Raw genomic sequence first — 12,151 nt, forward strand, 5'->3', positions numbered from 1 at the left:
GACCGGGAGGTGGCGTGACGGACTCCAGTCTTGACTCCGACTTTCCCGCCGAAGACGGCGACCTTGACCTGACCGGTCGTCCGCACAAAGACATTCCCGAACCAAAGCCGCTGACCAGCCATGGACCGGCCAAGGTCATCGCGATGTGCAATCAGAAGGGCGGGGTGGGTAAGACCACGTCGACCATCAATCTGGGCGCCGCGCTGGCCGGGTACGGCCGACGCGTCCTGCTGGTGGACCTGGACCCGCAGGGGGCGCTGTCAGCCGGTCTGGGCATCGCGCACCACGAGCTGGAGACCACGGTGCACAACCTGCTGGTCGAGCCGCGGGTATCGGTGGACGATGTCCTCATGCGCACCCGGGTCGACGGCCTGGACCTGATTCCCAGCAATATCGACTTGTCCGCGGCCGAGATTCAGCTGGTCAACGAGGTGGGTCGGGAACACTCGCTGGCCCGTGCGCTGCACCCGGTGCTCGACCGCTACGACTACGTGCTCATCGACTGCCAGCCGTCGCTGGGTCTGCTGACGGTGAACGCACTGGCCTGCTCCGAGGGTGTCGTCATCCCGATGGAATGCGCGTTCTTCTCGCTGCGCGGGCTGGCGCTGCTCACCGACACCGTCGCCAAGGTGCGCGACCGGCTCAACCCGAAGCTGTCGGTGTCCGGAATCGTCATCACCATGTTCGATGCCCGTACCTTGCACGCGCGCGAGGTGATGGCCCGGGTCATCGAGGTATTCGGCGATCAGGTCTTCCACACCGTGATCACCCGCACCGTCCGCTTCCCGGAGACCAGTGTGGCGGGAGAGCCCATCACCACGTGGGCGCCCAAATCCTCCGGTGCCCAGGCGTATATCTCGTTGGCTCGCGAGGTAATCGACCGGTTCGAATCGTGACGGTTGAGGTACCGGAAGAGCTGGCTGTGTCTCATCCGGTCGAGACCTCAGCGGAACCCGTGGCGCCCGAGTCCGCGGCCCTGGAAGAGGCTGCTCCCGAAACACACGGTTTCCGGATTCGCCTCACAAACTTCGAGGGTCCGTTCGACCTTCTGCTGCAACTGATTTCGCAGCATCGACTCGATGTCACCGAGGTGTCGCTGCACCAGGTGACCGACGAGTTCATCGCGTACACCAAGTCGCTGGGCGATACCTACAGCCTGGACGAGGTCACCGCTTTCCTGGTCGTGGCGGCCACACTGCTGGACCTCAAGGCGGCGCGGCTGCTGCCCTCGGGTCAGGTGGACGACGCCGACGATCTGGCCCTCCTGGAGATCCGGGACCTGCTGTTCGCGCGGCTGCTGCAGTACCGGGCCTTCAAGCACGTGGCGGAGATGTTTGCCGAACTGGAGGCCGCCGCGCTGCGTTCATATCCGCGTGCGGTGGCGTTGGAGGAGCGGTTCAGCGAGTTGTTGCCGCCGGTGCACCTGGGACTCGATGGCGACCAATTCGCCCAGCTCGCGGCCGGTGCGTTTACGCCCCGACCGGTGCCGACGGTGGGTCTTAGCCATCTGCATATTCCCCGCGTTTCGGTGCCTGAGCACGCCAAACGGATGGTTGAACTGCTGGCCGAACGCGGTGCGGGGCAATGGATGACCTTCACCGAGTTGGTGGCCGAGTGCACGGCACCCATTGAGATCGTGGCCCGTTTCCTGGGCGTCCTCGAGCTCTACCGCTCCAAGGCGGTACTATTCGAGCAATCCGAACCGCTTGGACCGCTCCAAGTTTCATGGACCGGTGAGCGCCCGGCGCAGGATGATCTAGAAAAGGCAGTGGACTACACATGAGTGAGCAGACGACCTCTGTTGAGGGGTCGGAGGAGTCCACCGAGCTCGACCCCTCAGCAGAACCCATCCTGGAGGAATCGGACGAGTTCGTCCCGATGACCGATGAGGAACTCGGTAGCACTCTCGAAGCGCTGCTGCTGGTGGTGGACACACCCATCAGTGCGGCAGCGGTGGCTACCGTCGTCGCGCAGCCGCTGGATCGTGTAGCCGAAGCGCTGCAACGGATTTCCGAGATCCTGACCGACCGCACCAGCGGTATCGACCTGCGCGAGACCGCGGACGGCTGGCGCATGTACACCCGCGCCCAGTACGCCCCCTACGTGGAGAAGCTGCTGCTGGACGGTGCACGTTCGAAGTTGACTCGAGCGGCGCTGGAGACCCTTGCCGTGGTGGCCTACCGGCAACCGGTGACGCGATCTCGCGTCAGTGCCGTCCGCGGTGTGAATGTCGATGCCGTCATGCGGACACTGCTGATGCGCGGGTTGATCGCCGAAGCCGGCACCGATGACGATTCCGGCGCCGTGATGTTCCGCACCACCGAGCTGTTCCTGGAGCGGCTCGGGCTGACGTCACTGTCGGATCTTCCCGATATCGCACCGCTTCTTCCCGATATCGACGTGATCGATGACCTATCCGAGAACCTTGGCGACGAGCCGAGGTTTGCGCGGCTCGACCGGACGCCGACCGACGGCGCTGGATCAGGTGCCGCGCCCGCCTTTACTGTTGATCAGGACTGAACGATGAGCGAAGAAGGAATTCGGCTACAGAAGGTGTTGTCGCAAGCAGGAATTGCGTCACGCCGGGTCGCTGAGCGGATGATTTTCGACGGTCGCGTGGAGGTGGATGGCGAGATCGTCACCGAGCAGGGCCGGCGAATCGATCCCGCCGTCAACGTGGTTCGCGTCGACGGTGCGCGGGTGATCATGAACTCCGAGCTGGTGTATCTGGCACTCAACAAGCCCTACGGGATGCTCTCGACCATGTCGGACGACCGTGGCCGCCCGTGCATCGGGAAGTTGATCGAAGAGCGGGTGCGCAGCAACCAGGGCGTCCGCAATGTCGGCCGTCTCGATGCCGAAACCGTGGGACTGATCCTGCTGACCAATGACGGGGAGCTGACGCACCGCCTCATGCACCCGTCCTACGAGGTGCCCAAGACCTACATCGCCACGGTCGCCGGAAACATACCGCGCAGTCTTGGCAGACAGCTGCGCGACGGTGTGGAACTCGCCGACGGCCCCGCCAAGGTCGACGATTTCAAATTCCTCGGCACCACTGACGGCCAGACCATGATCCAGCTGACCCTGCACGAGGGGCGCAATCGCATCGTGCGCCGGATGCTGGACGCCGTGGGGCATCCCGTAGTGGAATTGGTGCGCACCAAGATTGGCGATGTGACGCTGGGTAATCAACGTCCGGGAAGCCTGCGCGCCCTGGGCCGCGATGAGATCGGCTCGCTGTATAAGGCGGTAGGTCTGTGACACGCGTCGTGGTGGCCATCGACGGTCCATCGGGCACCGGAAAGTCCTCGGTTGCCAAGGAATTGGCTCGACAGCTCGGCGCAGCCTATTTGGATACCGGCGCCATGTACCGCATCGTGACGCTCTGGGTGCTGCGCGCCGGCGTCGACCTCACCGATCCGGCGGCCATCGCTGCGGCCACCGGTGAGGTGCCCATGTCGGTTGGGTCCGATCCGGATGTGCAGACGGCTCTACTCGCCGGAGAGGACGTGTCGACTCCCATACGGGGGACCGAAGTGACTGGCGCGGTCTCCGCGGTGTCCGCGGTTCCGGAGGTGCGCGAGCGGTTGGTACGACGGCAGCGTGAGCTGGCCGAGGGCAGCGGCGGCGCCGTGGTGGTGGAGGGCCGCGATATCGGTACCGTCGTGCTGCCCGAGGCCGACGTGAAGATCTATCTCACCGCATCGGCACAGGCCAGGGCCCAGCGCCGTAACGCACAGAACGTCTCGGGCGGCGGGGCCGATGAGTACGAGCGCGTGCTCGCCGACGTGCAACGCCGCGATCATCTGGACTCGACCCGGGCGGTGTCGCCGTTGCGTCCGGCGCAGGACGCGATAGAGGTCGACACCAGCGACATGACACAGGATGAGGTGGTGGCCCACCTGCTGGACCTCGTTCGCGCAAAGGCAGGGGCATCCCGATGACCGACGGCACATGGGTCGATGAAAGCGAGTGGGAACTCGACGAATTCGATGGAGTCGAGGAAACCGAGGAGCCGAGCGCCCCGCCCGCGGTGGTGGCGGTGGTCGGTCGCCCGAATGTCGGCAAGTCGACGTTGGTGAACCGCATCATCGGGCGGCGCGAAGCGGTCGTGCAGGACATCCCCGGGGTGACCAGGGACCGCGTCTCGTACCCGGCCGAATGGCTGGATCGCCGATTCACCGTGCAGGACACGGGTGGTTGGGAGGCCGATGCGACCGGCCTGCAACAGCTCGTGGCCGAACAGGCGCGGCATGCGATGGCGACCGCGGATCTGATCATTCTGGTGGTCGATGCGACGGTGGGTCCCACCTCGACCGACGAAGACGCGGCGAAGCTGCTGCGCCGCTCGGGCAAGCCAGTTTTCCTGGCGGCCAACAAGGTTGATAGCGACCGTGCCGAGGCCGATGCCGCAACACTATGGTCGCTGGGGTTGGGTGAGCCCATCGCCATCAGCGCCATGCACGGGCGTGGGGTCGCGGATCTACTCGACCGTGTGGTCGCCGATCTGCCCCAGGTGTCAGCGCGGGGATCGGGGGAGGGCGGACCGCGGCGTGTGGCTCTCGTCGGAAAACCCAACGTGGGCAAGAGCTCTCTTCTGAACAAGCTGTCCGGGGACGAGCGGTCGGTGGTGCACGATACTGCCGGAACCACCGTGGACCCAGTGGATACCTTGATCGAACTCGGCGGCAAGACTTGGCGTTTCGTCGATACGGCTGGTTTGCGCCGTAAGGTTGGCCAGGCCTCGGGTCATGAGTACTACGCCTCGCTGCGCACCCATGGAGCCATCGAGGCCGCCGAGGTAGCGATCGTGCTTCTGGACGCGTCCCAGCCCATCACCGAACAGGACCAGCGGGTGCTGTCGATGGTGGTCGAATCCGGGCGCGCATTGGTACTGGCGTTCAACAAGTGGGACCTGGTGGACGAGGATCGCCGCGATCTCCTTGAACGTGAAGTAGACCTTCAGCTTGCGCAGCTCAATTGGGCGCAGCGCGTGAATATCTCGGCCAAGAGCGGGCGGGCCATCCAGAAGCTGGTGCCCGCGCTGGAGTCTGCACTGCAGTCCTGGGACTCGCGTATCTCTACCGGTCAGCTCAATACCTGGGTCAAGGAAGTGGTTGCCGCGACGCCGCCGCCGGTCCGCGGCGGGAAGCAGCCACGTGTGTTGTTCGCCACTCAGGCCACCTCGCGGCCACCCACCTTCGTGCTATTTACCACCGGTTTCCTCGAGGCGGGGTACCGCCGATTCCTCGAACGTCGGTTGCGCGAAAGTTTCGGCTTCGAAGGCACTCCCATCAGGGTGAATGTGCGAGTACGCGAGAAGCGCGGGCCCAAGCGCTAACTGGCGGCGAGATAGCAACGGGCACAAGCTAAAGGACCCTGTGCACATTGCGCTCTCAGGCTCCGTTCACCCAATATTCGCGCCCATGTTGAGATCTAACCGATCCGAATCGCCCACTTTTTCGGTTTGCCGACCTAGTCTGGTTTGACCGTCTACCATCCTGCGGCGGTAGCAAAACCACCTACGAAAGGCGCAACACAGTGGCGGACACACTTACCCAGGGTCAGAAGCTGGATTCGGGACAGAGCCTCACCTCGAACAACGGCGCGTACACCCTGACTCTGCAGGATGACGGCAACCTGGTTCTGGCCGATGGCGGTAGCCCCGTGTGGGCCTCCGACACCAGCGGACACAGCGCTGGCCGCGCAGAGGTGCAGAGCGACGGAAACTTCGTGGTCTACGACAACGGTGGCGGCGCGCTGTGGAGCAGCAACACCGAAGGCCGTTCCGACGTGAAGCTGGTTCTGCAGGACGACCGCAACCTGGTGCTCTACGCAGGCGCCGACTCCGTGTGGTCCTCGGGCACCCAGACCGACACCCCGGTCGCTCCGGCCGAGTCGGTTGAGGTTGCTCCGGCCGCCGTGGAGGAGCCCGCTCCTGCCCCGGAGCCCCGCACCTACACGGTCGTGTCGGGTGACACCCTGTGGGCCATCGCCGAGCGCTTCTACGGCGACGGCAACCAGTACCAGAAGATTGCCGACGCGAGCGGCGTTGCCAACCCCGATCTGATTCAGCCGGGTCAGGTTCTGACCATCCCGGAGTAATCACACCGGCTCACGCAAGCGGCTCGAACTAAGCCTCTTGGCCCCATTGGCCCCGTCGGGTTAACCCCCGGCGGGGCCGATGTCGTTCTACTCCCGCAGGTAGCCGTCCGGATGGTGGAACCAATTGATACGTGGCGAGCGCGCCGGGTCGACATGCGCGGGTGGGATCCACCAGGTACGACCGTCCAGACCGCGCACTGCTCTCCAGTGCTGGTCCGCGGCTCCCAGTAGCTTGTGATGCCCTTCGCAGCCCAGGGTGAGGGAGTCGATATCGGTACTGCCGCCGTAGGCCCACTCGTCCATGTGGTGTACCTGGCAGTGATACGCGGGTTGATCGCAGCCCGGGTAGGTACAGCCACGATCCTTGGCGGTCAACACGATCCGCTGGTCCTCGGTGGCGATCCGTTTCGCCCGCCCCAGATGCAACGCACGACCGTCGTCATCGAAGATGGCCAGATAATGATGGGCGTGACTGGCCATCCGGATCAGATCGGTGATCGGCACGAGTGAGCCTCCGCCGGTCACCGCGTTACCCGAAGCCGCTTCGAGCTCACGCAGTGTTGCGGTGACCACCGCGGTCACCGGCAATCCGCGATGACGACCCAGTTCACCCGATGACAACACGGACCGACAGATCGCCTTGAGTGCATCATGCTGGCGTTGTGCAACGGATCGGCTATCCCGCCGCGCCGCATCTGCGTCTGAATCGTCACCTACGCAAGGTGTTTCATCATCGGGGTTGCACATGCCCGGTGCTGCGTACTTGGCGAAGATCGCGTCGAGATAGGAACGCAGCTCGGGGTCGAGGTCGAATTCCCCGGGCGTCATGAGGTCAATACCCTGACGCCCCATTCTGAACCCTCGCCGTCGAGCACGGTCGGCGTCGCCGGTGAAGCTCCCGTCGGGATCGAGATAGGCCAGGAGCCTGTCCGCGGCCTTGCGGAGCTCGTCGGGCCGCAGCGTTCCCGCCAGCTCCGCGAGCTGCCTCTCAGCGGCTGCCCGTGACACTGCATCGACGGCGCGGGGGAGTCGGTCCCAGAACTGGCGGATAACCGCGATGTGGTCATGCCCGGCGGTGCCCGCCTGCTGCGCGATGGCGGTGCCCGCGAGCACCGGCTCGATCCGGTCACCGCTGAGCGCGACCCTTGGAGCGAGTTCCGCGGCGTCCCGGATGCGTCGTCGGGCGTCGGAGCGGGTGATCCGAAGCGCATCCGCGAGGGTATCGGGCGGACTAGCGCCACCGAACATGCCCGGAACATGATAGGCCACAAGGTCATTGACAAGCCCGTGGGTCGCGGCGGGAATCCGGCGCACGAAGGCCTCGACCTCGCGTAGGACGGCGAGACGGTCACCCTGTGTGAGAGTCTGCGGATCCAGTTCCGACAATGCGTCGAGGGCGCCGGCGAGCTCCGCGAGGACCTGGCCCGCCTCCACATCCATTATCGAACTCATGTTCGAATGATACGACGCCACTCCGACAACCAACCGACCAATGTTGCCGATGATTTTGTTGTGACACAAGTGATTTCAGGAATCCGGGTTCATTGACCGGAATCCGAGTTCAGGATCTTGCCAGACCTACGGTAGGCTTCCGTCTGCTGCTCATAGCGGCGGCGGGCTGTGGCGCAGCTTGGTAGCGCACTTGACTGGGGGTCAAGTGGTCGCAGGTTCAAATCCTGTCAGCCCGACAATAAAACCACCTGTTTACAGGTGGTTTTTGTCATCCGAGGAGCCCTTGGCCCTGCAACCAGGCTTGGGTCGCTTGCATGCCGGATTCGAGGCTGAACTGAGGCCTGAACTCCAGAATGCTCTGCGCTTTGGCAATCGAGTAGGTTCCGGTCCTGGTGAGGTATCGCACGGAGGCGGCGTTGGCTTCAGTCGTCCTGCCTGACAGCGCGAGAATGGACGTCTTCGCTCTGGCCAAGCCGACTGCAGCGGTGGTGGGTAGCACCAAGGGTCCGCGCTTACCGAGCATGCGGTAGTAGTGACCGAAGAACTGTGCGCATGCGACCCCAACTCCTCCGGAGATTGTGAAGATCTGGCCGCTTGCCGCGTCGCGTGTAGCCACGCGCGTGATGCCTTCGATGACGTCATCGATGTAGATCGGCGAAAAGATCCCCTTGCCCATCGCCGGCAACACGAATTGGTTACTGCGGATCATCGCCAACGGCAGCAGCGTCCATGGCCGGGATCCGGGCCCGTAGATATCACCGGGGCGTACGATCCGCGCGTCTATCCGGTGGGCCGCGTGCGCCTGTAGTACCACTTGTTCGCTTGCGATTTTGGTGTCAACGTACGTGTTCCCGTCGGTTCGGACAGGATGATCTTCGGTGACCATATCGGGGAAGTCGATGTCCGAGAACGCCCGAACCGACGATAGGTGTACGAACACGGCCCCAGGCGACGTGGCATCGATAACCTTTTTCGTCCCAAGCACATTGATGCGCCAGGCCGCGTCGGCTGCTGCGGTGTTCGACACTATTGCTGCGGTGTGGAAGATCGCATCCGCGGCCGCGGCGTCGGCTAGCCACGGCCCCTCAACGTTGATGTCTCCGGCGCGGACGTCGTGTGCGGGGTCTGCCGCCAGATCGACACCGCGGACTTCCCAACCCAGGGTGCGAAGGTGCCGCGAGAGTGCGCGGCCCACGAATCCATTTGCGCCAGTGATGAACGCGCGTTGAGTCGTCATCTTCTCATCAGTATCAAACAGCGGTAGCGCGGGCAAGCGGAAAGCAGCCAGTGCGGTGCGGACCGCCGCCGACATGCTCGACGGGGATAGTGGTTAATGTACTGCGATTCCGTGCTCACTTCTTTGTGCCCAAAGGGTTTAGTCGCTATCGATGGAAAGTCGCCCGCTGAGTTCTGGGCTGAAACCGGCACCACCCTGACGATGATGGTGAGGCGAAGGCGACCTTCCTGCGCTGGATCTGGTATGCCGCTCGCCGGGAAGGACTTCACCTCGATCACGCCGCAGAGACCTTCTCCACACCTGAACGAGTCGCAGATGCGATACATACTGTGGTTGCACCAACATTGCGGATAAGCCTGTACGACCAGCAGGCGCTGATCTCGCATTCGACAGTTCAGCGTTGACGTGCACATGCTGTTCATCGTTGCGGGCTGCGTACGTCTCACAGCGGTCGCCGCGGATGGTGCGGAGATATCGGTCGGCACTCTCTATGAAGGTTCCTTTCTTGGGCAGAGCACGCTCACCCGTCAACCCGTGATCGGTTGCGCGTATGCCGTTGGCGAAGTCGCTATTGTGCAGATCGAACGCGAGCAGGTCGAGACGCTGGTGCACCGGAACCCCTTGCTCATGCAGGAGTTTGGCCGCACGATCGAAGTACGAAGGGCTAATGTCCGCCGGGCAATCACCAGCGATACTCTTGCGAAGAGCAAGAGCGGTTGAGGCGCATCAGCCCCGGCTCGACCAGCAGTTGCTTGCATCGATGGCCTGTTTGAGGGCTGCGCATAGCCGCAAATGCGTCATCTAGCCACCTACATGGCGCGTAATGATCGTCACATGTTTGCTGCTGATGCGACGGTTGCATCGGTTGGTGCAGATTCGGGGTTTCTGACACACAGACACTCCGACAGTTCACACTTCCGGCCCCGTCCATGAGACCGTATCTCTCACTATGGATAGCGAGGCGAGTGGCCACCAATACCTCTCGTATGAGGAATTCGGCAGGGCGTTCTTCGAGATAGCCGTCAGCGAGGCCCGCGTACGGGCGGCGGTCGCGTCGATCGCCGGCGAACCGTTCGAGGTCGGCCCCATGGCTCAAGGGCCCGGAAAGATCGCCAAGGTCACTGCAAAGGTCCAGATTCTGGACCCGATCGTCACCCGGAACGCCGGGGAGACCATCACCTTCGACATTCAGGTGCCGTTGGCCATCGACCTGTTGATCGACCTGAAGCTCGACAAGAGCCGATTCAATGTCGCGGGCAACATCAACCTGAAGGCGACCGCCCGCGCCGCCGCGCCGCTACAGCTGATCATCGACGTCGCACCACCTGGCCCGTCAGACATCACCGTCGACGTGTCCTCAAACACCATCCGCGGTGAGCTGTTGCGCATCTTGGCGGGCGTCGATCAGCTGATCAGCCGGTTCATCGCCAAATATGTCGCCGACGAGGTCGATAACCCCAAGGCCATGGCGGCACGCACCATCGACGTCGCGCACCGGCTCGATTCGGCCTGGACGGGCGTTTGATCGACCTCTCGGCCTGGGAACCTGTCACAACAGGGGAGTCCGGCGCCTTGGTCTACCGGTCGGCCGACCGCACGCGCTACGCGAAAACGGGCGGTGCCGACCTTGAGGCCGAGCGAGATCGCATCGAATGGCTTAGCACTCGGGATGTCCCGGGCCCGAACGTCCTTGAATGGACACCGGGGCCCAGCGGCCCCGTGTTGATCACCTCGGCCGTTCTGGGCACGCCCGCCGATCAGCTGGACGCGGACGATCTGGACAGGGCGTGGCCCGCCATCGCCGAGGCAGTGCGCCGACTGCACGCACTGCCGACGGCACAGTGCCCATTCACGCGGAATCTGGACGCGATGATGGCGCTCGCGCATGATGTGGTGGCCCGCGATGCTGTCAATCCGGACTTTCTGCCCGATGGGGACCGTGATGTTCCCGCCGCGGAGCTCCTGGCGCGTGTCGCAGCCGACGTACCGGAGCGCCTGGCCCAGGAGGCCGGCGACCTGGCGGTGTGCCACGGCGACTTGTGTCTGCCGAATATCGTCATCGCTCCAGAAGGCTTTTCGGTCGCCGGATTCATCGACCTCGGCAGGCTCGGAGTGGCGGATCGGCACGCGGATCTCGCATTGCTCTTCGCCAATTCGCGGGAGACCTGGCCAGAGGATGCACGAGCGGCCACCGCCCGTGCGCGGTTCCTGGACGCCTACGGGACACGTGCAGACCTTGACCGGTTGGAGTTCTACCTGCAGCTCGATCCGCTGACCTGGGACTAGTATTTAATTATTGACTTATATAAGTAGAAACTTTTATTATGGGCGCGTGCACGCCTTCGACATACTCGGGGACTCGGTGCGTCGGCGCATTGTGGAGCTGATCCACGCGGGGGAGATGTCCTCCGGTGCCGTTACCGAGGTGATCCGGTCGGAGTTCGCGATAAGCCAGCCTGCCGTGTCACAGCATCTGAAGGTGCTGCGCGACAACGGGTTCGCAACGGTACGCAACGAAGGAACCCGACGGCTCTACAGCCTGGACGTCGCGCCGCTACGGGAAGTGGACCGCTGGCTCGACACCTTTCGCCGCAACTGGACTCCGCATTTGGATGCGCTGGCCACCGAGATCTCCCGCGGTAAGCGGCACCGCGCATCCGCAAGCCCCCGAAACGACAAGGAGAACATCTCGTGATCGATGTTCAGCATCAGCTCAACGCTGTCCGCCGCGCGGTCGGCACCAGGACATTCCAGGCCCGAGAGGCGCGCGTTGTGACGGTCAGTCAGACCTACGAAACCAGCGCCGAAGACCTATGGGATGCCTGTACCAATTCCGAACGCATCCCGCGATGGTTCCTGCCGATCACCGGAGACTTGCGCGTCGGAGGCCATTACTCATTGGAGGGCAACGCATCTGGAACCGTGCTCACCTGCGACGCACCGCATTCGTTCAGCGCGTCCTGGGAAGCCATGGGCGCCACCAGCTGGATCGAGGTGACGATCACCCCCGAGTCCGGCGACCGGGCCACCTTCACCCTGGAACACATCTCCGATATCTGCGACGACGACGAACACTGGCTGCAGTTCGGTCCGGGCGCCGTCGGAGTCGGTTGGGACTCCGGGATTCTCGGCCTGGCCGGATACCTCGCGTCACCGGAGGATCGGATCACTCCCGAAGAGGGAGCGGCCTGGGCGGCCGGCGATGAGGGGCGCGCATTCATGGCCGGCTCCAGCGAACGGTGGTACGAGGCGGCCGTCGCCTCCGGCATGGACCCAGCGCAGGCCCGAGGCATGGCTGATCGCACCACGCAGGCCTATACCGCGGGCTGAAGTGGCCGGCGCCACAGCGGACGC

At 63.8% G+C, this 12,151-nt stretch carries 14 protein-coding genes and 1 tRNA gene; 13 read left to right on the plus strand and 2 right to left on the minus strand.

The features are described from left to right. Positions 1 to 14 precede the first annotated feature (14 nt). From BB28_RS11600 to BB28_RS11630, 7 genes are all read left to right on the plus strand, one after another. Positions 15 to 896: a ParA family protein gene (locus tag BB28_RS11600; RefSeq protein ID WP_030098015.1), complete on the plus strand. Its 882-nt coding sequence runs from the start codon at positions 15 to 17 to the stop codon at positions 894 to 896. Positions 897 to 916: 20 nt separating this feature from the next. Next, the gene (locus BB28_RS11605; protein ID WP_419894525.1) at positions 917 to 1,783 is read left to right on the plus strand and encodes a segregation and condensation protein A; all 867 of its coding nucleotides are present in this window, start codon (positions 917 to 919) and stop codon (positions 1,781 to 1,783) included. Next, the gene (gene scpB, locus BB28_RS11610) at positions 1,780 to 2,520 is read left to right on the plus strand and encodes an SMC-Scp complex subunit ScpB (protein ID WP_046253631.1); all 741 of its coding nucleotides are present in this window, start codon (positions 1,780 to 1,782) and stop codon (positions 2,518 to 2,520) included. The genes BB28_RS11605 and scpB overlap by 4 nt, the downstream gene beginning before the upstream one ends. A 3-nt stretch (positions 2,521 to 2,523) precedes the next feature. Then, the gene (locus BB28_RS11615) at positions 2,524 to 3,264 is read left to right on the plus strand and encodes a pseudouridine synthase (RefSeq protein ID WP_046253632.1); all 741 of its coding nucleotides are present in this window, start codon (positions 2,524 to 2,526) and stop codon (positions 3,262 to 3,264) included. Between the two features lie 8 nt (positions 3,265 to 3,272). Beyond that, positions 3,273 to 3,947 carry a (d)CMP kinase gene (gene cmk, locus BB28_RS11620; protein WP_109550714.1) on the plus strand — a complete coding sequence of 225 codons (675 nt, stop codon included), beginning with the start codon at positions 3,273 to 3,275 and terminating at the stop codon, positions 3,945 to 3,947. Beyond that, complete coding sequence (gene der, locus BB28_RS11625; RefSeq protein ID WP_030098010.1) at positions 3,944 to 5,344, plus strand: ribosome biogenesis GTPase Der; 1,401 nt, start codon at positions 3,944 to 3,946, stop codon at positions 5,342 to 5,344. Before cmk ends, der begins: the two co-directional genes overlap by 4 nt. A gap of 200 nt (positions 5,345 to 5,544) precedes the next feature. After that, the gene (locus tag BB28_RS11630) at positions 5,545 to 6,108 is read left to right on the plus strand and encodes a LysM peptidoglycan-binding domain-containing protein (RefSeq protein ID WP_046253634.1); all 564 of its coding nucleotides are present in this window, start codon (positions 5,545 to 5,547) and stop codon (positions 6,106 to 6,108) included. An 87-nt stretch (positions 6,109 to 6,195) separates the two neighbouring features. On the opposite strand, the gene BB28_RS11635 is transcribed toward BB28_RS11630, so the two are convergent. Next, positions 6,196 to 7,560, minus strand: a complete 1,365-nt coding sequence (locus BB28_RS11635) for an HNH endonuclease signature motif containing protein (RefSeq protein ID WP_046255759.1) — start codon at positions 7,558 to 7,560, stop codon at positions 6,196 to 6,198. A gap of 162 nt (positions 7,561 to 7,722) precedes the next feature. Between BB28_RS11635 and BB28_RS11640 the strand changes: the two genes are divergently transcribed. Then, positions 7,723 to 7,796, plus strand: a tRNA-Pro gene (locus BB28_RS11640). Positions 7,797 to 7,828: 32 nt separating this feature from the next. On the opposite strand, the gene BB28_RS11645 is transcribed toward BB28_RS11640, so the two are convergent. Beyond that, the gene (locus tag BB28_RS11645) at positions 7,829 to 8,797 is read right to left on the minus strand and encodes an NAD-dependent epimerase/dehydratase family protein (RefSeq protein WP_046255760.1); all 969 of its coding nucleotides are present in this window, start codon (positions 8,795 to 8,797) and stop codon (positions 7,829 to 7,831) included. Between the two features lie 411 nt (positions 8,798 to 9,208). Between BB28_RS11645 and BB28_RS11650 the strand changes: the two genes are divergently transcribed. From BB28_RS11650 to BB28_RS11670, 5 genes are all read left to right on the plus strand, one after another. Next, positions 9,209 to 9,517 carry a cyclic nucleotide-binding domain-containing protein gene (locus tag BB28_RS11650; RefSeq protein ID WP_052740216.1) on the plus strand — a complete coding sequence of 103 codons (309 nt, stop codon included), beginning with the start codon at positions 9,209 to 9,211 and terminating at the stop codon, positions 9,515 to 9,517. A 229-nt stretch (positions 9,518 to 9,746) separates the two neighbouring features. Next, positions 9,747 to 10,322, plus strand: coding sequence for a hypothetical protein (locus BB28_RS11655; protein WP_046253635.1), 576 nt, complete (start codon positions 9,747 to 9,749; stop codon positions 10,320 to 10,322). After that, positions 10,307 to 11,083, plus strand: coding sequence for an APH(3'') family aminoglycoside O-phosphotransferase (locus BB28_RS11660; protein WP_046253636.1), 777 nt, complete (start codon positions 10,307 to 10,309; stop codon positions 11,081 to 11,083). Before BB28_RS11655 ends, BB28_RS11660 begins: the two co-directional genes overlap by 16 nt. 46 nt (positions 11,084 to 11,129) lie before the next feature. Next, positions 11,130 to 11,492 (plus strand): ArsR/SmtB family transcription factor, encoded by a 363-nt coding sequence (locus BB28_RS11665; RefSeq protein ID WP_046253637.1) that lies wholly within the window; start codon positions 11,130 to 11,132, stop codon positions 11,490 to 11,492. Next, entirely contained in the window at positions 11,489 to 12,127 is a 639-nt protein-coding gene (locus BB28_RS11670; protein WP_046253638.1) for an SRPBCC family protein, read from the plus strand. The genes BB28_RS11665 and BB28_RS11670 overlap by 4 nt, the downstream gene beginning before the upstream one ends. The last annotated feature ends 24 nt before the right edge of the window (positions 12,128 to 12,151 follow it).

This window comes from Mycobacteroides chelonae CCUG 47445, assembly GCF_001632805.1.
In the GTDB taxonomy this organism is placed as follows: Bacteria; Actinomycetota; Actinomycetes; order Mycobacteriales; family Mycobacteriaceae; genus Mycobacterium; species Mycobacterium chelonae.

Excerpts from the sequence above, each read along its gene's own strand:
- scpB (WP_046253631.1), top strand. The coding sequence starts at position 1,780 with ATGAGTGAGCAGACGACCTCTGTTGAGGGGTCGGAGGAGTCCACCGAG.
- BB28_RS11615 (WP_046253632.1), top strand. The coding sequence starts at position 2,524 with ATGAGCGAAGAAGGAATTCGGCTACAGAAGGTGTTGTCGCAAGCAGGA.
- der (WP_030098010.1), top strand. The coding sequence starts at position 3,944 with ATGACCGACGGCACATGGGTCGATGAAAGCGAGTGGGAACTCGACGAA.
- BB28_RS11635 (WP_046255759.1), bottom strand. The coding sequence starts at position 7,560 with ATGAGTTCGATAATGGATGTGGAGGCGGGCCAGGTCCTCGCGGAGCTC.
- BB28_RS11645 (WP_046255760.1), bottom strand. The coding sequence starts at position 8,797 with ATGACGACTCAACGCGCGTTCATCACTGGCGCAAATGGATTCGTGGGC.
- BB28_RS11650 (WP_052740216.1), top strand. The coding sequence starts at position 9,209 with ATGCTGTTCATCGTTGCGGGCTGCGTACGTCTCACAGCGGTCGCCGCG.
- BB28_RS11655 (WP_046253635.1), top strand. The coding sequence starts at position 9,747 with ATGGATAGCGAGGCGAGTGGCCACCAATACCTCTCGTATGAGGAATTC.